Source organism: Marinobacterium aestuarii (genome assembly GCF_001651805.1).
In the GTDB taxonomy this organism is placed as follows: Bacteria; Pseudomonadota; Gammaproteobacteria; order Pseudomonadales; family Balneatricaceae; genus Marinobacterium_A; species Marinobacterium_A aestuarii.
In genome coordinates this window covers 3,152,326-3,170,985 of sequence record NZ_CP015839.1, presented here as the reverse complement: position 1 = coordinate 3,170,985, position 18,660 = coordinate 3,152,326, and the positions used below count along the sequence as shown (strand labels likewise).

The window sequence follows — 18,660 nt, the reverse complement described above, 5'->3', positions numbered from 1 at the left end:
CACTGAACAGAACAACAAGAGGTGATTATGGGCACTATGTCTTTGGTAAAACCCAATCTGCATCGTATCGATGTGGACGCACGGCAGATGCTGTTCCACGTTCCCAGCAGCAGTATTTTCGAGCTGGATGAACTGAGTCGGGAAATGCTGGGCGTGTTCGACCAGCACGACGCGGTGACCGATGAACTGCTGGCGCCCCTTGTCAGCCGCTTTGGTCGCGAGGGTCTCGACGAGGCCCTGGCGGAATTCAAGGCGCTGGAGATGATCGTCGATGAGGGGGTGGTGGCGCGGATCAACGCCAAGCCGCAGAAAGTCACCAAGTTCCCGCTCACCACAGTGGTGCTGAACGTCAACACCGGGTGCAACCTCAGCTGCACTTATTGTTACAAGGAAGACCTCACCATCCCCTCCAAGGGAGAGCTGATGGGGTATGACACGGCGATTCAGTCCATCGAAATGCTGCTGCGCGAATCCCCGGACCAGCCGCGTTACAACGTGGTGTTTTTCGGTGGCGAACCGCTGAGCAACATGCCGCTGATCCGCGGCGTGGTGGCCTACTGCGAAGAGCGTTTCGCGGCGCTCGACGCCACAGTCGACTTTACCCTCACCACCAATGCCACCCTGCTGAACGAAAAGCTGATCGACTGGTTCAACGAACACCGCTTTGGCCTGACCATCTCGATGGACGGTCCCAAGGCGATGCACGACAAGAACCGCATCACCGTGGGGGGGCAGGGCACCTACGACGTGGTCAAGCGCAAGGTGGAGCTGCTGTTGTCACGCTACACCGCCCGCCCGGTGGGTTGCCGCGTAACCCTTACCCGGGGTGTGACCGACGTGGAACGTATTTTCGATCACCTATACCACGAGCTGGGTTTCGCCGAAGTCGGCTTCGGCCCCGTGACCTCGGGTGACATCGAGGAATACAACCTCACCGCCGACGAGCAGGTTGAAGTCTTTGCCGGCATGAAACGCCTGGGGTTGAAGTACCTGGAAGCGGCTTCCCGGGGGGAGAACTTCGGCTTTGGCAACATGCACCAGATGCTCACCGACATGTACGAGGGCAACAAGAAGCTGCTGCCCTGTGGTGCCGGTGTCGGCCTGCTGGCGGTGGACAAGGACGGCGGGCTTAATCTCTGCCACCGTTTCACCGGATCCGACATGCCGCTGTTCGGCAATGTTAAGACGGGTATCGACAAGCCGCGTCTGGCGGAGTTTGTTGAACAACGTCTGGATCGCAGCAATACCGGCTGTGAAACCTGCCGTATCCGCAACCTCTGCTCGGGGGGCTGCTACCACGAAAGTTATGCCAAATATGGGGATCCGTCTCGACCGGCCTACCACTACTGCGATCTGCTGCGCGACTGGATCGATTACGGTGTGGAGGTCTATTCGCGGATCATGCTCAGGAACCCGGGGTTCTTCGAGGCCTACGTCTCTCCGAGGAGGAGTGCCTGATAATGAAACATCTTAAGTCACTGAATAAAAAAGCCAATCTCATCAACCAGGCGGTGAGCCCGGAAGAGGTTGAGGATGTTGTTGCGATGCAGACCGTGGTGGGCTGTACCGCCACCACTGATCCGGGCTGGGAGCTGGACCCCTTCGGCGGCCTGGGGTCGCTGTGTCAGCCGATGGAATCCGACCTTTACGGTTGCGCCGATGCCTGCTGGTGGCCGGCACAGGTGCCGGACACCATGAACACTTATCCCGAATGGGGTGAGGGGGTGGCCAAGGCAGACAAGGACTGGCGCAAGCTGGACGGTATCTTTGAGGACGGCGAGTAACGGAGAGCGGCCCAGATGAAATTGAATACCCTCGTAAAATCCAGCCTGCTCGCCCCCATGGGCCTGGCGGCGCTGGTGTCGGCGGCCCCCGCCAGTGCCGACCAGGAATACCTGCTGACGATCACGCGTCCCGGTCAGCTGCATGTGATCGACATGGCGACCAACGCGGTGGCGCGCAGCTGTGATATACCCGGCGCCTTCGGTACGGGCTCCATCGCCCTGGCGCCCAATGGCAGAACCGCCTATGTGCTGAGCAACATGACCGAGGATGTCTACGGTATCTCCATCGAGAGCTGCGACATTAACTTCCATGCGGCGCAGTCCCAGGGCAATGTCCGGGTAAAGTCGGTGCAGTCGATTACGGTCAGCACCGATGGCACTGAGCTCTATACCGTGCAGAACCCGGTGCGACAGCTGCCGGACCGGTTTGAAATTCTCGAGCCCAAACTGGCGGTGTACCGTATTGCCGATGGCATGGGTGCAAAGCCGGTACGGTCTTTCCCGGTGGAGCGGCGCATCACCAAGATCGCGGCGACCGAGACCGGTGAAGTCATCCTTGGTGGGGCCGATGTGACGGCCATCAACCCCCGGACCGGTGCGGTACGCATGGTCACGGCGCTGCAGAGCTGGGATCGCGGGCCGCTCTGGGCACCGCCCGATGCCTTCGCCATGCACTCCCAGGGGGAACAATCCAACGAGTACATCATGCCGTACGCCACCGCCAGGTTCGAAGACGAATCCATGAACATGGAGACGGCGCAGTGGTGGTGGGGCATGAGCCGGGTCAACCTGAAGACCGGTGAGGCCGAGCGCATGGAAACGGTGCCGTTCGAGTTTATCGTTTTCAACTTCGTCACCGATCCGCGGGATTCCAATATCCTCTACGGCAGTTTCAACACCCTGTCCAAGCATGACTTGAGCAAGCACGAAACCGTGGCGGTACGGGATATGGAGCACACCTACTACAACCTGAACATTTCAGCGGATGGCAAAACCCTCTACGTGGGCGGCACCAGCAGTGATATCTCCATTCACGATTCCGACACGCTGGAAAAAACCGGCTCCATCCAGCTCAGCGGCGACATGACCACCTCGGACCTGCGTATCGCCACCATCCGGGACTGACATTTCCATACGCTTGGGTATAGTAGACGGGAGGCTGCGCACTGCGTGGCCTCCCGTTTTTTTTGTTGTGACGGCGGACATTTGCGGCTGCTGGCTTTTTCAACCTATAAAAATCAGGACTGCCCATGCTGAACTGGCTGGTAAGCGCCATTCACGCCGACAACAAGGACGCTCTGCGCCGTGGCTTTGAGTGGCTGTACGGCTTTGTACAACCGCACCGCCGCGCCATCGGTGGCCTGCTGCTGCTGTCCTTCGTGGCAACCCTGCTGGTGTTGCTGCAGCCCTGGCTGACCAAGCTGCTGATCGATGATGGCCTGCTGGCCGGCGACTACCCGGCGCTGGTGAAAATTGCCCTGGGCATGATTCTGGTGGGGGTCTTCAGTACCGCCCTCGGCGGCCTCAACCGCTATCTGCACACAAGGCTCTCTGGGCGTATTCTGTTCGCGCTGCGCTCGGATCTCTATGCCCATTTGCAGAAACTGTCGCCGTCCTTTTTTGGCCGCCGGCGCATCGGTGATCTGCTGTCGCGTATCGATGGCGATGTGGCGGAAATTCAGCGCTTCGCTGTCGACAGCCTGTTTTCCGCCGTCAGCAGCGTCATCGGTCTCATCGGCGCGCTGATCCTGTTGCTGACGCTGTCCTGGGAGCTCTCCTTGCTGGTGCTGGTGCTGATTCCGCTGGAAACCCTCTGGCTGCGCTGGATGCGGCGCAAGGTGGAGCAGCGGGTGCGGGCATTGCGCGAACGCTCGGCGGACTTGTCGAGCTTTCTGGTGGAAACCCTGCCGGCGATGAAATTTATTCAGTCCGTGGGGCAGGAGGGGCCGGAGCGGGCGCGCCTGCAGCAGCACAGCGACAACTATCTGGCGGGGCTGCTGAAGCTGCAGGTCACCGAATTCTTCACCCATGCCATTCCCGGCACCCTGACGTCCCTGACCCGCGCCGCCGCCTTTCTGATCGGCGGCTGGTGGGTGATCAATGGCCAGTGGCAGCTGGGGTCGCTGATTGCGTTCTCGACTTACCTCGGCATGGCAACGGGGCCGGTCAACAGCCTGCTGGGGCTCTATGTCGCGGTGCAGCGCATGAGCGTGAGCCTGGGGCGGGTGAACGAACTGCGCCAGGCACCGGTGGATGTGGCCGCCAGCCAGACGCCAATGCCGCTGCCGCCAAACCTGCAGGGCGAGTTGCGTTTTAGCGATGTGACCTTTGCCTATCCCGGGCGCGAGCAGCCGGTGCTGAACGGGGTCAGCTGTCATATTAGGCCTGGGCAGAAGGTGGCCCTCAGTGGCGCCTCGGGCGTGGGCAAGTCGACCCTGATCGACCTGCTGCAGCGCCATTTTGATCCGCAGTCCGGCCAGCTGACACTCGATGGCCTGGACCTCAAACAGCTGAGTCTGGTGGATCTGCGCCGCGCCATTGCCGTGGTCAGTCAGGACATTACGCTGTTCCGCGGCACCCTCGCCGACAATGTGCGCTATGCCTGCCCCGAGGCCAGCGATCAGGCGGTGCTGGATGCCGCGCTTGAGGCGCAACTGGGTGACCTGATCGATTCCCTGCCCCAGGGCATCCATAGCCTGATGGGCGAGCGCGGTCAGCAACTGTCGGGCGGTCAGCGGCAGCGCATTGCCATCGCCCGGGCACTGTTGCAACAGCCCGCGGTGCTGGTGCTGGATGAGGCCACCTCTGCGGTCGACGAGGCCACCGAGGCCCAGGTGATTGCTGCGGTGGACCGGCTGTTTGCTGATCGTACCCGCATTCTGATCAGCCACAGACGCAGCACCCTGGCCGGTGCTGACCTTACCCTGGTGATGGCGGACGGCCAGCTGCGAGCAGCCGCTGAGGTTGCAACCGAGGCACCCGGCCATGAATAGACCGGTGCGGGTTGGCATTGTCGACAGCGGCGCCCGGGAGGCCTTGTTGGGGCCGGTGGAGGCGGCGGCCGGTTTTGTAATCCAGGAGCAGCAGCTCTGGCAGATCGAGGGTGTGGACGACCGGCTGGGGCATGGCTCCATGGTGCTGGAAATCATTCAGGCCCTGGCGCCGGACAGCCATTTCGTACTGGCCCAGGTGTTCCATGAGCGCTTCTCGACCACCGCCTCCCAGGTGGCGGCGGCCATCGACTGGCTGGTGGCGCAGCAGGTTGAGGTGATCAACCTGAGTCTTGGGCTGCGGCAGGATCGTCCGGCGCTGCGTGCGGCCTGCGAGCGGGCACTGAGCGCAGGTGTCCTGCTCTGTGCATCGAGCCCTGCGCGGGGCGAACCTGTGTTTCCCGCCGCCTACCCGGGCGTGTTTCGCATGACCGGCGATGCCCGCTGTGCCCGCACCGAGGTGAGTCATCTGGCCACCGAATTCGCCGACTTTGGCGGCCATGTGCGCCCGCTGAACGACAGTCTCGGGGCTTCCGGCGCCAGCATGGGCTGCGCCCACCTGTGCGGCCATCTGGCGCGCTACCTGGGTGAGCTGCCCCCCTCTAACACCGAGCTGCCGAGGGCCCACGCCCGCCTGCTGGCGGCCAGGGACTGGCTGATCGGGCAGTCGAGCTACCAGGGGCCGGAACAGCGCCGCTGATCTGCTTTTTCGTTCGGCTCGGCGTTTTCTGGCGTTACATCCTGTTACAGATCCCTACAAAACTGCCACAAAAGCGCACAGGGTGCACAAACCTGGTTTACGCCGCTGCAGTAGTCTGGAAACCCTCTGGTCCGCCCGCCACACGGCATGGCGGCCGCTTTTCAACTGAAGGGGTGAATCCAGCGCCATGCATAACAAAAACAAGTCCCGTATCCGTTTCCTGCTGCCGGGTGTGGTCGCCACGCTGCTGTCTGCCCAGGCCGGTGCCTACAGCCTGATCGACCAGGAGACCCACAGCCTGGACCTGAATGTAGAGGCTGTGTTCGGTGTCTTCAACAGTCACGAAAACTACCTGTTCGATGGCGATACCGGCGGCGCCCACTGGCAGGAGGGCTATATCAAGTACGGCCTCTCGGGCAGTCATGCCCTGGGGGCAGATGCTGCGCTGTTCGGCGCTGTCAGCCTGCTGTCGTCCGGCACCTGGGGGGACGGCGATGCCGGCGGTTTTACCTCCGGTAGCGAGCGTGAAACCGCGCTGGAAGACGCCTACCTGGGCTGGCGTTCAGGCAGCCTATTGCCGGCCCTGGGGCAGGATGGCCTGGAGCTGTCGTTCGGGCGGCAGAATTTCGCCATTGGTGACGGTTTCCTGATCAATGGTGATTCTCTTAACTTTGGTGATGCGCTTAATGGCGGCGGACTGGATTTTGACCGCGGCGGCGCTTACTGGCTGGCGGCGCGCAAGGCGTTTGATCGGTCTGCGGTGGCCCGAATCGGCGGCAATGAAGGATTGCGCGCAGACCTCTTCTGGCTGGAGTCCGATAACCGCGCCCAGGCCAGCATGGAGCTCGGTGGCGCCAATATCGAATACCAGATGCCAGAAGGGACCCTGGGGCTGACCTATATCGAAGGGCTGGGCGTTGATGATGTTTACGCTTCCGCCCTGGGACTGACCCACCGTGACGGACAGCAGACCCTGAGCCTGCGCTACCAGGGCAATGCCGGTATTGAAAGCCTGTTTCTGTCGGGCGAATACGTCACCCAGGATCAGGGTGACAGCAGCCGTGCCGACGGTGACGGCTGGTACGCCGAAGCCGGCTGGACCTTCGCCGCTGCGCCCTGGTCACCGAGCCTGAATTACCGCTACGCCCGTTTCGATGAGGGCTTCGATCCGCTGTTCTTCGGCTTCAGCCGGGGCTACGGCACCTGGTTCCAGGGCGAGGTTGCGGCCAACTATGCCGGCCCCTTCAACAGTGACGCCCGGGTGCATCACCTGAGTCTGAAACTGCAGCCCAGTGAAACCCTCAGCCTCGGTGTGCTGGCGTTCGATTTCGGTGATACCGCCGCCGGCACAGGCACCCTGGATGGACAGGAACTGGATATCTACGCCGAGTGGGTGGTCAATGACCATCTGATCCTGAGCCCGCTGCTGGGCGTCTACAAACCGGATCACAGCAGCGCCACCGGCGGCACCCAGATCGGCAACGACGACACCAACGTCTATGCCCAGTTCATTGCGATTATGCCGTTCTGACGGCCAGGTCTGAATTGTGTTGCCCGGGCTGCCCAGGCCGTCCGGGCTTAAAAAGCGAGGATATGTACATGAAAACCGACTTTTCCCTCATTATTAATGGCCAGGCCGTCGCCGGTGAGCGTGGTACTTTCGCCGTGCTGAACCCGGCCACCGAGGAGGCCGTGGCGCAGTGCCCCTTCGCCTCGCCCGACCAGGTCGATCAGGCGGTCAAGGCGGCCGGTGCGGCATTCCAGAGCTGGCAGTACAGCTCCCGGGAAACCCGGGTGGCGGCGCTCAATGCCATCGCCGACAGGTTTGAAGCCCATGCCGCGGAGCTGGCTGAAATCATTACCCTGGAGCAGGGCAAACCGCTGGCGCTGGCGCAGTTTGAAGTGGGCGGTGCCATTGCCTGGACCCGCCACGCCGCAACCCTGGACATTCCCGTGGAGGTGATCGAGGACAGCGAGGTGCGCCGGGCCGAGCTGCACCGCAAGCCACTGGGGGTGGTCGGTTCCATCACACCCTGGAACTGGCCCCTGCTGATCGCTGTCTGGCATCTGATGCCGGCGATCCGCACCGGCAACACCGTCGTTGTGAAACCCTCGTCCATGACACCGTTCAACACCCTCCGCATGGTCGAGCTGATGAATGAATGCCTGCCGGCGGGTGTGGTGAACGTGGTGACCGGCGAGGGCGGTATCGGCAGCAGCATGGTGAAGCACGAGGGTATCCGCAAGATCGTCTTTACCGGTTCCACGCCCACCGGCCAGACCATCATGCGCAATGCCGCCGATAACCTGAAACGCCTGACCCTGGAGCTGGGTGGAAACGACGCCGGCATAGTGTTGCCGGACGCCGATCTCGATGCCCTGGCGCCGAAGATTTTCCAGACCGCCTTTTTCAACATGGGCCAGACCTGCGCGGCACTCAAGCGCCTCTATGTGCATGAGTCCCAGTACGATGCGCTGGTCGAGAAGCTGGCGGACATCGCCCGGGCGCAAAAAGTCGGCCCCGGCATGGACGAGGGCGTGACCTTCGGGCCGGTGCAGAACCGGGACCAGTTCGAGCTGGTCAGCGCGCTGGTGGAAGATGCCCGCAGCAAGGGGGCGCGCATTGTTACCGGTGGCGAGCGTGTGGGGGACAAAGGGTACTTTTACGCCCCGACCATCGTTGCTGACATCACCGACGGCACCCGCCTGGTGGATGAAGAACAGTTCGGCCCGGTACTGCCGGTCATCCGCTACAGCGATGTGGACGATGCCCTGCGCCGCGCCAACGACAATCCCAATGGCTTGGGCGGGTCGGTCTGGAGCAGCGATATCGACAAGGCCCGGGCCGTCGCCTCGCGGCTCGAATGCGGCACCGCCTGGATCAACAACCATGCCGAAGTCCTGCCCCATTGTCCTTTTGGCGGCAGCAAGATGTCCGGCCTTGGGGTCGAGTTCGGCCAGGATGGCCTGCTGGAGTACACCCAGTCCCAGCTGCTCAACATCAGCAAGGGCTAAGACCCCGTTCAATGTTCAACCGTGCAATGAGGGATGCCGTCACCGCAGTACAGGGGTGGCGGCTCTGTTTTGGGGCCTTCGGGCCCCTTTTTTCGTGTGCGGCTCAGGGCCCGGGGGAGGCGACGCAGAGCCTGTCCGCGTGGCAAGCTCGATGCCAAACGGCATATCGACCGGTGGCCGCCGTTTTCGATACGGATGTGGGGGCGGACGAAACCGGAAAATCCAAACTGGCCGCCGGGGGAACTAGCCACGGGCGAGACCGGAGCAGGTGCGCTCCCTGCGGGCGACTCGCTAGAAGCGCCGCTAAGAGCGAAGCAGTACACTCGTCACTCCAGCGGTTTCAGCGCACTGTGCAGACGCCGGGTCAGATGCTGGGGTTCAACCCTTGTCAGCGACACCGAGTCGCACTGCTGAAAGTGGCAGAACGGCGTAATGGCGTCTGCAAAGGCCGCTATAACGGCGTCGTCATCAAAATTGTGCGGCTCAAAGTGCAGGGATTTAATCTCCAGCTGGCGGTTTTTCCGATGGGCCTTGCAATCCATCCGTCCGATAAAGGCATCCCGGTACAGTAGCGGCAGGCAAAAATAGCCATATTGGCGTTTGTGTGCGGGTGTATAGCATTCAATCTGGTAATCGAACTGAAACAGGGCCTTGAGCCGCTCGCGCTGGATAACGGTGTTGTCGAACGGCGAGATAATCCGCAGGCGGTGGCCGAGGCGGGGAAGGGGACGATCGAGGGCACCGGCTTCCAGCACGAATATTTCGCCACTGCCCAGCTGTGCCCGTTCCAGGGTACGGTCGGCCAGCCGCGCGTTTACCAGCTCTTTTACCGCCCTGCGCAGTGCCGTGTTTCGGCGCAGGTACGTGAGGCCCTTAAGCGAGGCCAACCCATGGCAGCGCAGCTGCTGCTCCAGCAGGTGCACCGCAAAGGCTTCCATGCTGGGCATCGTTGAATCGACTTGGGAGGGCAGAACCCGCTCGGTCAGGTCGTATGTTTTTTGAAACCCCTCGCGGTCGCTGACCATGAGGTCGCCCTGCATATACAGTTGCTCGAGGGCTTTTTTTGCCGGTTTCCAGTCCCACCAGCCCGCCCGGCGGCGGCTGCCCGTTTCCAGGTCCCGGGATCGCAGCGGGCCTTCTGCAGTGATGCGTGCCAGCAGCTCGGCCATGAGCTTCCTGTCGGGGTTTTTATACCAGTGGACCTGACCGCTCCGGATGGCGTGCTTGTACGGCAGGGAATAACGAAAGTCGGCAATGGGCAGAAAAGCGGCCGCATGAGACCAGTATTCAAAAATGTCCCTGTCGAGCAACAGCTGATGGATCATGGCGGGCCTGAACGTCGGCACCCTGCTGTGGAGGACGTGATGGTGCGCGCGCTCCACCACCGCAATGGTATCGATCTGTACATAGCCCAGGTGGTTTATCGCCCTGCGTGCCCCGGCCAGGCCCGAGCCAAAGGGCTGCGCCTGCAGCAGGCCCTGTGCCGCCAGGGCCAGGCGGCGCAAGGCTGCCATATCCCGGGGGTGGTGGATTGCAATCATGTTCATGCCTGCCTGTCAGTAATTCGGCGGTATCGGGTACCTGGTGCGTTGAGATTGTACTACTTCAGGCCTTGAGGCCAACCGCAGGCACCTGTTGCTGCGGTGGATGGCCGTGTTTGGCACAGAGCAGACGTTGATGAGCTGGGAGACAGGTATGATGCCCTCGGAATTCTCAAAGCAGCCACCAATGTAGGTCGGGTTAGCCCGCAGGGCGTAACCCGACATGACGGGCTATTGAAAGTATGTCCGCTTTGGGCACAAAGCGGGCACAACAGGGGGCGTGGAGACAGTAGCGGAAATTGGGCCCCGCTGTGCGCAACCGTAATCTGCAAGTGGAGGCTGGTACCGGGTTCGCCGGGGCTTCCGTGATGGAATAGAAACGGGAATGCAACAGGGACTAGCAGACCGGCGTCGAGCGCATCCTTATCCGTGGTGACAGCGCCAGCTTTTATCAAGGGTGGCGAGCCTGTACAGGCAGTCTATGGGCGTGGGCGCTATGAAGTTCTGACCTATGAGTCGGGCAACCGCGGCGTACGTTATTTCTTCGAGAAAGCGCAGGGGGAAGCGGCCGCGCCAGCGTTCATGCTATTCAGTGATCACCGCATCAGCCCCGGCAGCGCTGTTGCGGCAGATATCCAGCTGGCCGACCTATTAGCCCGCTTCATTGAGCGGCGTCGAGATCGAAAGCGAGAGAATGGCGGACTGGTGCGGGCAGGCGGGCTGTTGCTAGGCCGCCCGTTGCTGTTTCAAACCCGGGTAGATGACAACCCTTGCACGGGCATCAGGATGTGGTGGCGTCTGGCTGTTTATCGCTCTGGGTGCTGGGCGTTGCGGGTTGCGCTTCCACTCGGTTGCGCCCCTTGTCCTTGGCGCGGTAGAGGGCGTCATCGGCACGGCGCAGCAGATCTTCGAAACAGTCACCGTGCTGGAACAGGCTGACACCAAAGCTCGCAGTGAAGCTGAGGCCGGGCTCGATCTCGTGTTGTTGAATCAGTGTGCGCAGCTTCTCACAGGCCAGCAGGGCATTTTCCAGTGTCATGTTGGGGAAGATCAGGGTGAACTCCTCACCGCCCCAGCGGGCAAAACCATCCACGCTGCGGATATTGCAGCGCACCAGCTCGGCGGTGCTTTTCAGTACCTGATCGCCCGTTCCATGACCGTGGGTATCGTTGATGTCCTTGAACAGGTCCAGATCGAATATGGCCAGGGTCAAGGGGTGCTTGTAGCGCCTGGCGCGGCCAATTTCCTGCTGTATTTCTTCTTCGAAGCGCTTGCGGTTGGCGATTTCAGTCAGCTGATCGGTATTCGAGATATATTCTACTTCGCGTATTTTTGCTTCTAGTTCCCGGTTTTTTTCTTCCAGTTCACGGGCTTTCTGCTGCAGGGTATTCTCTAGCGTGATGCTGCCATCGCGCAGGTGTCTGTTCTGTTCCATCAGTTCAACCTGAATGGTTTTGTACTGATGGATGTTCTCGTGGGCACCGATGATGCGGGAGGCGCTGCCATCGGGGTGGCGGCTGATAATATGGGCGCGATCCCGTATCCAGAGGTAAGTGTTGTCGGCTTTTTTGCAGCGATATTCGATGCAGTAGTCTTCCCGGGCACCGCTGATGAAGCTTTCGATATAATCAACGACGCGGGCATAATCATCCGGGTGAATGATGTTTTCCCAGCTAAAGACATCCTGTTTCAGCTCGCCTGTTGCATAGCCCAGCATGCGGTACCAGCCGGGGTTGCGTGCGACATGGCCTGTGTCGGCGCGCCAGTCCCAGGTGCCCTCGACAAGGACATTCAGCAGCTGATTAAGGGTTTTGTCGGCCTCGGCGAGGGAGTCGTGCTGGTAGGTTTTATACATCAGTCAGGGACCCGAGTTGCCAGGGAATACAGCACTAGCGCGGGGCAAAGATAGAACAGGGAGGTTGCGTACTCGTGGAAGCAGCGCCGTGGGCAGTCGGTGACAAGCTCAGGCGGGCAGCTGCTCGCAGCTTGCCGGGCTTGGCCGCACGACTGCATGGATGCAGGCGGTAGGGCGAAGCAGGATGCCCGAGTCGAGTAGGTCAGTGTTAAGTCCGACAGGCTGCTAGGTCTTATCATTATTGGATCCCGTACAGGCATGCTGAATGCGAGGGGTCTGGGATTAACCGGCCCGTACGCCCAGGGGCGACCCCGGCGCGGTAACGCTAATCCTAGCAGCACTTTGGCCGTAAAACCTGTTTGTGACAGGGCGCGACATCGGCTCGCCCGTGGCAGGCCGAGCCAGCTGTGCAGGGCCTATATCAGGTATCCTGGCGGCATGTTTCTAAGTGCGAATCGCAGCTATTCCGGTCTGCCCTCAGGCCGGCTCATCGGCGGCGTCGGAATAGACACAGACATTCCAGGCCTCTGCCAAACCATCGGGTGCTTCGCAGTAACGGCTGAAAAACGCGCTGATCTCGCGGCGCTGGCAGTGTTGCTCGAAGGCGTTCATGTCCTGCCATATCTCATGGAAGACGATGGGGTAGCTCTCGCCGTCGGCGAAGGGGCTACTGACCTGGCGGGTGACGCGGTACTGCACACAGCCGTCTTCGCGCAGCGTATTGGGTTCGAGGGTCTGCAATGTGGCAAAGAGTTCGGCGTCCTTGCCAGGGCGCGGCTTGAACTGGGCGGTACAGTAAACAAGGGATGACATTGGCGGGTTCCAGGTGGCGTTTATAGACCAAACCGGGAGTATACGTAGCCGGACGCTGTCTGTCCTATGGAGCTGATGCCCAGAGCGCCGCTGTTGATCTGGTTGTCCTCAGCCATGCCCATGAAGATCACTTTGATCAGGCGGCCGAGCAACAGTTGCCCAGGAACATGCCGCTGGTAGCACCGTCCCATGATGCACAGAAAATGCAGGAAAAGGGGTTTTCTGCGCTGACGTCACGGGCCTGGAATGAGAGCGTCAGTTATCAGGCGGGTGCTGGAACAGTGACATTTACGGCGGTACTGGCTCACCATTCAGGCGATGCAAGTATCGACCCTCTTTTAGGGCTGGGTAATGGCTACTGGATCGACGTTACCCAGGGGGACTGGAAAAAAACGCTCTACTGGACGGGCGATACCCTGGCTGCCGAGGATGTTATCCAGGCGGTGAGGGCGCGGGGCCCGCTGGATATTCTGATGCCCCACCTGGGCAGGGTCGGCACCCCGGGGCCGCTTGGAAAAATAAGCATGGGGGCAGACGCTGCAGTGCAGCTGGCAAGAGCGCTGTCGCCGACCAAGGTGGTCCCCATTCATCACAGCAGTTATGTGCTCTATCTTGAGCCCATTGATCGTCTGGTGACCCAGAGCCAGGGCGCCCACTATGGGCTGGATCTGATTTCCGAAGGCTCCAGGCTGCTTTATCGTTAGCAGCCTGTCTGGCGGTGCGCCCTCAAAGACGCTGCACTGGGGGCTCCGTAGACAGAGCGACACCGGCAGGGGACGCTCTGTTAATGACAGGCATGGGGGCTGTTTAGAGCCCACTGATGGACGGGTTCAGGTTGAGCACGATCTTGCCGACCGCACGGCCACTCTCGCTGCGCTGCATGGCCTGGTGTGCATGCTCCAGTGGGTAGACCGAATCGATGGGGACGCGGATTCGGTGTTGGTCGATCAGCTCGGCGATCAGGCTAAGGCTCTTACTGTCGGGTTTCACCCACATGCGTGTGAACTCCACCTGGCATTCCAGTGCATGGGCCTGTGGCATGTCGTCGAAGGTGGATACCAGCCGGCCGCCCGGCTTGATCACCTGCAGTGAGCGCGGCAGTATGTCATTGCCTCCTGTGGCGGCAAAGACCAGATCCACTGCGTCGACCTGATCCTCGAAGGGCGCCTGCTGATAGTCGATGTATTCATCGGCGCCGAGCGCCAGCACATAGTCCCGGTTGCGGGCCGATGCGCAGGCCATCACCCGGGCGCCGACATGCCTGGCGATCTGTACCGCGAAACTGCCCACGCCCCCGGCGGCATTATGTATCAGTAGCCGCTGGCCGGCCTTGAGCTGGCCGTCGTGCAGCAGTCCCTGCCAGGCGGTTAGGGCCGCCAGCGGCACCGCGGCGCTTTGTACAAAGCTCAGGCTGTCGGGCTTGGGGGCGACGAACTGTGCATCCACCGCCAGGTAGTCGGCATAGGCACCCTGCTGGCCGATAGGGGAGTGTACGAAGACGGCATCACCGACTTTGAGGTGGCTTACCTGTGCTCCCACTGCGGCGACAAGGCCGGCGGCATCCCAGCCGGGTACCAGCGGCAGGCTGTGCATGCCGGAATCCCGGAACATGCCGTTTCTGACATGAAAGTCCACCGGGTTTACACCCGCCGCGATAACACTGATCAGCACCTGGTCGGGTGCGATTTCGGGCTTGGGCAGGGTGCCGACAATCAGCTGCTCGACGTTGCCGTATGCGTTGATATAGGCCGCTTTCATTCAGTGTCTCCAGGGTCGTCTGCTTGGGTGAAGGCAGTGTCCGGCTTTTTATTCCCGCTTTCTAATTGATATTGAGTGGTATATTCATTGATTTAAATGATGAGTTGTTGCCATGGCCAGGCCTGATCTGAATCTGTTCGCCATCTTTGATGTCATCATGCAGGAGCAGTCCGTGACCGCTGCGGCCGAGCGCCTGGCGATGACGCAGCCCTCGGTATCCAACGCCGTTGCGCGCATGCGCCATCACTGGAGGGACCCGCTGTTCGTCAAGCAGGGGCGGGGATTGCGGCCAACGCCCTTTGCGATTGAGCTGTGGCGCAGCATTGCCGGCCCGCTTGAGCAGATTGCCCAGGCCGTGACGCCAGCGCACTTTGTGCCGAGCCAGGCCCGGGCGCGGTTTCGCATCGCCCTGACCGATGGCATGACGGCCTTGCTCTGGTTGCCATTGCGCCAGATTATCGAGCAGCAGGCGCCGGGTATTGATATCCATGCGGTGCCCTACAAGGCCGATGGCGAAGCCCTGTTGCTTAATGCCGAGGTCGACCTGGTGCTGGATTACTATCCCGGCAGCAGTGCGCAGATCCGCACCAGGCCCATGTTCAATAATCATTTTGCCTGCGTAATGAGTGCCAGTCATGGGTTGGCGGGCGAGGCGATGACACTGGAACGCTTTCTGGCTGCGGAGCATCTGCTGGTGTCTCTGTCCGGTGATGCCCAGGGCATAGTGGACAGCTGCCTGAGGCAGCAGGGCCGTGCACGGCGTATCGCCATGACGGTGAACAGTTTTGCCGGTGCGCTACACCTGATACGCGATACTCGCCTGATCACGGTATTACCCTATCCCATCGTGGCCCAGGCGCACCTGGCCGGTGATCTGGTGGTAAAGCCGGTGCCCTTAGCAGTGCCGCCGGCGGCCATAACCCTGGCCTGGCATTGTCGTGATGATCACTCCCCGGGCCTTGTCTGGTTACGCGACACCCTGGCGGGAATCATCGAGGCGCGCCGGGCGCTGCTGGAAACCCGGATCTGAAGCCCTGGTGTTAAAGCTGGGTCTCGCCGGGCGGCACCGCATGGCAGTACACTCGAAAAGGAGGCGACTCTGAGGGCCGCCTTGGCCTGACCACAGAGCAGGTTCTGTATGCCGGGTGGCCCCGGGGGCCATAAAGGTGATACGGGGTTTCACTTGTGTTGGCGTGACAGCGTATAATCAGGCGCCATTTGTCAGCGCTAACATGCCCTTGTTGGTGCCGGCATTGTTCCAGCGGATGCTATTCACACAAGGACTTGAAGAAATGTTGAAACGACGTACATTGCTCGCAGCAGCGACCCTGGGGATGTTGCTGGGGCCTTTCGCCAGCGCCGATTACAAAGCTGAATATACCGTATCCACGGTTCTGCCAGCGGCATTCCCCTGGGGCCAGGCGGCTGAAAAGTGGGTCGAACTGGTAACGGAGCGTTCCCAGGGCCGTATCAATATGAAGATCTACAGCAACTCCCAGCTGGTCTCCGGCGACCAGACCAAGGAGTTTTCCGCCATGCGTTCGGGTCTGATCGATATGGCGGTGGGGTCCACCATCAACTGGTCGCCCCAGGTGCCGGAACTGAACTTGTTTTCGCTGCCGTTTCTGATGCCGGACGAACAGGCCATCGATGCGATCACCCAGGGGGAGGCCGGCGAGGCGGTATTCAAGGCGATCGAGAAACGTGGCGTGACGCCGCTGGCCTGGGGCGAGAACGGCTTTCGTGAACTGTCCAACTCCAAGCGCGCCATCGTTACACCCGACGACCTGAAAGGGCTCAAGATCCGCGTCGTTGGCTCGCCGCTGTTCCAGGATACCTTTAGCGCGCTCGGTGCCAACCCGACCCAGATGAGCTGGGCCGATGCCAAGCCCGCGCTGACCACCGGTGCCGTTGATGGCCAGGAAAACCCGCTGTCGGTGTTCGATGTCGCCCGTATCGATCAGGTCGGCCAGCTCTACCTGACCCAGTGGCACTACATGGCGGACCCGCTGGTGTTTGCTGTCAGCAACCGTGTCTGGAAAACCTTCTCTGTTGAAGATCAGGCGCTGCTCAAGCAGGCGGCCATCGATGCCGGGCAGTGGGAAATCAAGAAATCCCGTGCCGAACTGGCTGATACCCTGGCCACGATCAAGCAACGTGGCGTGAACGTCACCGACCTGACGCCGGAACAGCAGGCGGCTTTCGTGCAGGCGACTCAGTCTGTGTATGACAGCTGGACGCCGCGCATCGGGGCGGATCTTGTGAAGCAGGCGCAGGACGCCGTCGCTAACCGCACGCAATAAACCGCACCATAAACCGCGCAATCCCGCGCCCGCAGCCTGTGCTGTGGGCGTGCTTTCATTTCGGAGTCAACATGTCCCCCAGATCGCCCAAAGCCGGCCCCGAAGCCTGGCTGGCTTCGCTGGCGCTGGCTGCCATCTGCCTGATCAGTCTTGGCAACGTGGTCGTCCGCTATGCCACTGACGCCTCCTTTGCCTTCACCGAGGAGTACTCGGTGTTTCTGCTGGTGGTGATGACCTTCGCCGGTGCCGCAGTGGCGGCCCGCTCCAACCAGCATATCCGTATCGAACTGATCGAGCACCGTTTGCCGGCGAGCTGGCTGCCGCTGCTCTATGTACTGCAGTGGGCCGCGAGCCTGCTGGTGCTGGCTATTGCCGTCTGGTATGGCGCTATCTTCGCGCTTGAAGAGTATCAGTGGGAATCGCTGTCTCCGGGCCTGGGCCTGCCCAACTGGATCTATGTGATCTGGCTGCCAGTGCTCTGCGGCGCCATGATGATCCGGCTTACCCAGAATTTGATCGACCGGCTGCGCGGGCGCGACCACGCACAGGCTGAGGAAGAGCACTATGAGTCCTGATGTACTGATGATCGGCAGCTTCCTGCTGGCGCTGTTGCTGGGTGTGCCCGTGGCCTTTGCCCTGGGGCTGGGTGGTGTGGTCGGTATCCTGAGTGGCTTGTCCCCCGATATGCTGGCGACCCTGGGAACCAATACCTACAACAGCGTGGCGAAGTATCCGCTGATCGCCATACCGCTGTTTATCCTCACCGGTCTTATCTTTGAGCGCGCAGGTGTGGCCGCAAGCCTGGTGCGCTTTGCCCAGGCGCTGATTGGGCCCCGGCATGGCGGCCTGGCTGTGGTCGCCATACTGGTGTGCCTGATCATGGGGGGCATGAGTGGTTCGGGTCCTGCGGATGCTGCCGCCGTGGCCATGGTGATGCTGCCGAGCATGCGCAAGGCGGGCTATCCGCCGCCGTTTTCCGCCGCCCTGATTGCGGCCTCATCTTCAACCGCAATATTGATACCGCCATCCATCGCGCTGATTCTGTATTCCATCGTGGTGCCCGGTGTCGATCTGCGGGCGCTCTTTGCCGCCGGCCTCTTCCCCGGCATCCTGGCCGGCATGTCATTGTTGGTGCCGGCCTGGCTGCTGTCGCGGCATTACGGCTGGGAGTCGCCGGAGGCGTCCGAGCGGCCGCCGCTGCTGCAGAGTTTTCGCGAGGCGCTACCGGCACTCTTTGCACCTGTGCTGATTCTTGGCGGCCTGCGTTCGGGGCTGTTCACGCCCACGGAAGCTGCTGTGGTGGCTGTTACCTATGGCGTGATCGTGGGTGTGGTGGTGTACCGCAAGCTTGGCTGGCGCGATATCGCCAGTCTGCTGAATGATGCGGCTGTGACCTCCGGCATCGTCATGCTGATCATCGCCCTGGCGGGCATCTTTGCCTGGGCCGGCACTACGCTGGGCACCTTCCGTCATCTGGCCGACGCACTGCTGTCGCTGTCGGACAATGGCTGGGTGTTGCTGGGGCTGGTAATGGTGCTGGTGCTGATCGCCGGCATGCTGCTGGATGCGATCTCGATCTATCTGATCCTGATCCCCATACTGTTGCCACTGATGCAGTATTTTGAGTGGAACCCGGTGTGGTTCGGTATTCTGCTGGCGATGAATATCGCTATCGGGCAGTTTACGCCGCCGGTGGCGGTCAACCTGATGGTGACCACGCGCATCGCCAATATACGGCTGGAGCAGACCCTGGGCTGGGCGCTGGTGTTTATCGCTGCCATGTCGGTCAGTTTGTTACTGGTAATGCTGGTGCCGGGAATCGCGCTCTGGCTGCCGGACAAACTCGGTTACGTGGTGGGCGACTGGTAGCAAGGGGAGCATTTTCATCTTACATCGACCCA

At 61.2% G+C, this 18,660-nt stretch carries 16 protein-coding genes and 1 pseudogene; 13 read left to right on the top strand and 4 right to left on the bottom strand.

What is annotated here, in order from left to right:
• The first annotated feature begins 27 nt into the window (after positions 1 to 27).
• The 7 genes from peaB (at position 28) to A8C75_RS13850 (ending at position 8,489) form a co-directional block, all read left to right on the top strand.
• Entirely contained in the window at positions 28 to 1,458 is a 1,431-nt protein-coding gene (gene peaB, locus A8C75_RS13880) for a quinohemoprotein amine dehydrogenase maturation protein (RefSeq protein WP_067383465.1), read from the top strand.
• A gap of 2 nt (positions 1,459 to 1,460) precedes the next feature.
• Entirely contained in the window at positions 1,461 to 1,784 is a 324-nt protein-coding gene (gene qhpC / locus A8C75_RS13875; protein ID WP_067383462.1) for a quinohemoprotein amine dehydrogenase subunit gamma, read from the top strand.
• A gap of 15 nt (positions 1,785 to 1,799) precedes the next feature.
• A complete protein-coding gene (gene peaD, locus A8C75_RS13870; protein ID WP_067383459.1) occupies positions 1,800 to 2,909 on the top strand; it encodes a quinohemoprotein amine dehydrogenase subunit beta in 1,110 nt (369 codons plus the stop codon).
• Positions 2,910 to 3,034: 125 nt separating this feature from the next.
• Positions 3,035 to 4,777, top strand: coding sequence for an ABC transporter ATP-binding protein (locus A8C75_RS13865; protein WP_067383456.1), 1,743 nt, complete (start codon positions 3,035 to 3,037; stop codon positions 4,775 to 4,777).
• Positions 4,770 to 5,474, top strand: a complete 705-nt coding sequence (gene qhpE, locus A8C75_RS13860; protein ID WP_067383454.1) for a subtilisin-like serine protease QhpE — start codon at positions 4,770 to 4,772, stop codon at positions 5,472 to 5,474. Before A8C75_RS13865 ends, qhpE begins: the two co-directional genes overlap by 8 nt.
• A gap of 187 nt (positions 5,475 to 5,661) precedes the next feature.
• Positions 5,662 to 7,005, top strand: a complete 1,344-nt coding sequence (locus tag A8C75_RS13855; RefSeq protein ID WP_067383451.1) for an alginate export family protein — start codon at positions 5,662 to 5,664, stop codon at positions 7,003 to 7,005.
• Between the two features lie 68 nt (positions 7,006 to 7,073).
• Positions 7,074 to 8,489: an aldehyde dehydrogenase family protein gene (locus A8C75_RS13850; RefSeq protein WP_067383448.1), complete on the top strand. Its 1,416-nt coding sequence runs from the start codon at positions 7,074 to 7,076 to the stop codon at positions 8,487 to 8,489.
• A gap of 326 nt (positions 8,490 to 8,815) precedes the next feature.
• On the opposite strand, the gene A8C75_RS13845 is transcribed toward A8C75_RS13850, so the two are convergent.
• Complete coding sequence (locus A8C75_RS13845) at positions 8,816 to 10,036, bottom strand: winged helix-turn-helix domain-containing protein (protein ID WP_227819926.1); 1,221 nt, start codon at positions 10,034 to 10,036, stop codon at positions 8,816 to 8,818.
• 423 nt (positions 10,037 to 10,459) lie between these two features.
• Here A8C75_RS13845 and A8C75_RS24285 point away from each other — a divergent pair.
• Positions 10,460 to 10,642 (top strand): annotated as a pseudogene (locus A8C75_RS24285) (ZinT/AdcA family metal-binding protein); the annotation flags it as partial.
• Positions 10,643 to 10,811: 169 nt separating this feature from the next.
• Here A8C75_RS24285 and A8C75_RS13840 read toward each other — a convergent pair.
• Together A8C75_RS13840 and A8C75_RS13835 are read right to left on the bottom strand one after the other, a co-directional pair.
• On the bottom strand, positions 10,812 to 11,885 hold the full coding sequence (locus A8C75_RS13840) for a sensor domain-containing diguanylate cyclase (RefSeq protein WP_067383442.1): 1,074 nt from the start codon (positions 11,883 to 11,885) through the stop codon (positions 10,812 to 10,814).
• A 477-nt stretch (positions 11,886 to 12,362) separates the two neighbouring features.
• Entirely contained in the window at positions 12,363 to 12,698 is a 336-nt protein-coding gene (locus A8C75_RS13835) for a putative quinol monooxygenase (protein WP_067383439.1), read from the bottom strand.
• Between the two features lie 59 nt (positions 12,699 to 12,757).
• Between A8C75_RS13835 and A8C75_RS13830 the strand changes: the two genes are divergently transcribed.
• On the top strand, positions 12,758 to 13,402 hold the full coding sequence (locus A8C75_RS13830; protein WP_084784070.1) for an MBL fold metallo-hydrolase: 645 nt from the start codon (positions 12,758 to 12,760) through the stop codon (positions 13,400 to 13,402).
• Positions 13,403 to 13,505: 103 nt separating this feature from the next.
• Here A8C75_RS13830 and A8C75_RS13825 read toward each other — a convergent pair whose 3' ends face one another.
• The gene (locus A8C75_RS13825) at positions 13,506 to 14,456 is read right to left on the bottom strand and encodes an NADP-dependent oxidoreductase (RefSeq protein ID WP_067383433.1); all 951 of its coding nucleotides are present in this window, start codon (positions 14,454 to 14,456) and stop codon (positions 13,506 to 13,508) included.
• A gap of 112 nt (positions 14,457 to 14,568) precedes the next feature.
• On the opposite strand from A8C75_RS13825, the gene A8C75_RS13820 reads away from it, so the two are divergent.
• From A8C75_RS13820 to A8C75_RS13805, 4 genes are all read left to right on the top strand, one after another.
• The gene (locus A8C75_RS13820) at positions 14,569 to 15,486 is read left to right on the top strand and encodes a LysR family transcriptional regulator (protein WP_067383430.1); all 918 of its coding nucleotides are present in this window, start codon (positions 14,569 to 14,571) and stop codon (positions 15,484 to 15,486) included.
• 262 nt (positions 15,487 to 15,748) lie between these two features.
• The gene (locus tag A8C75_RS13815) at positions 15,749 to 16,759 is read left to right on the top strand and encodes a DctP family TRAP transporter solute-binding subunit (RefSeq protein ID WP_067383427.1); all 1,011 of its coding nucleotides are present in this window, start codon (positions 15,749 to 15,751) and stop codon (positions 16,757 to 16,759) included.
• A 71-nt stretch (positions 16,760 to 16,830) separates the two neighbouring features.
• Positions 16,831 to 17,334: a TRAP transporter small permease gene (locus tag A8C75_RS13810; protein ID WP_067383425.1), complete on the top strand. Its 504-nt coding sequence runs from the start codon at positions 16,831 to 16,833 to the stop codon at positions 17,332 to 17,334.
• Entirely contained in the window at positions 17,324 to 18,628 is a 1,305-nt protein-coding gene (locus A8C75_RS13805; protein WP_067383422.1) for a TRAP transporter large permease, read from the top strand. Before A8C75_RS13810 ends, A8C75_RS13805 begins: the two co-directional genes overlap by 11 nt.
• Positions 18,629 to 18,660 lie beyond the last annotated feature (32 nt).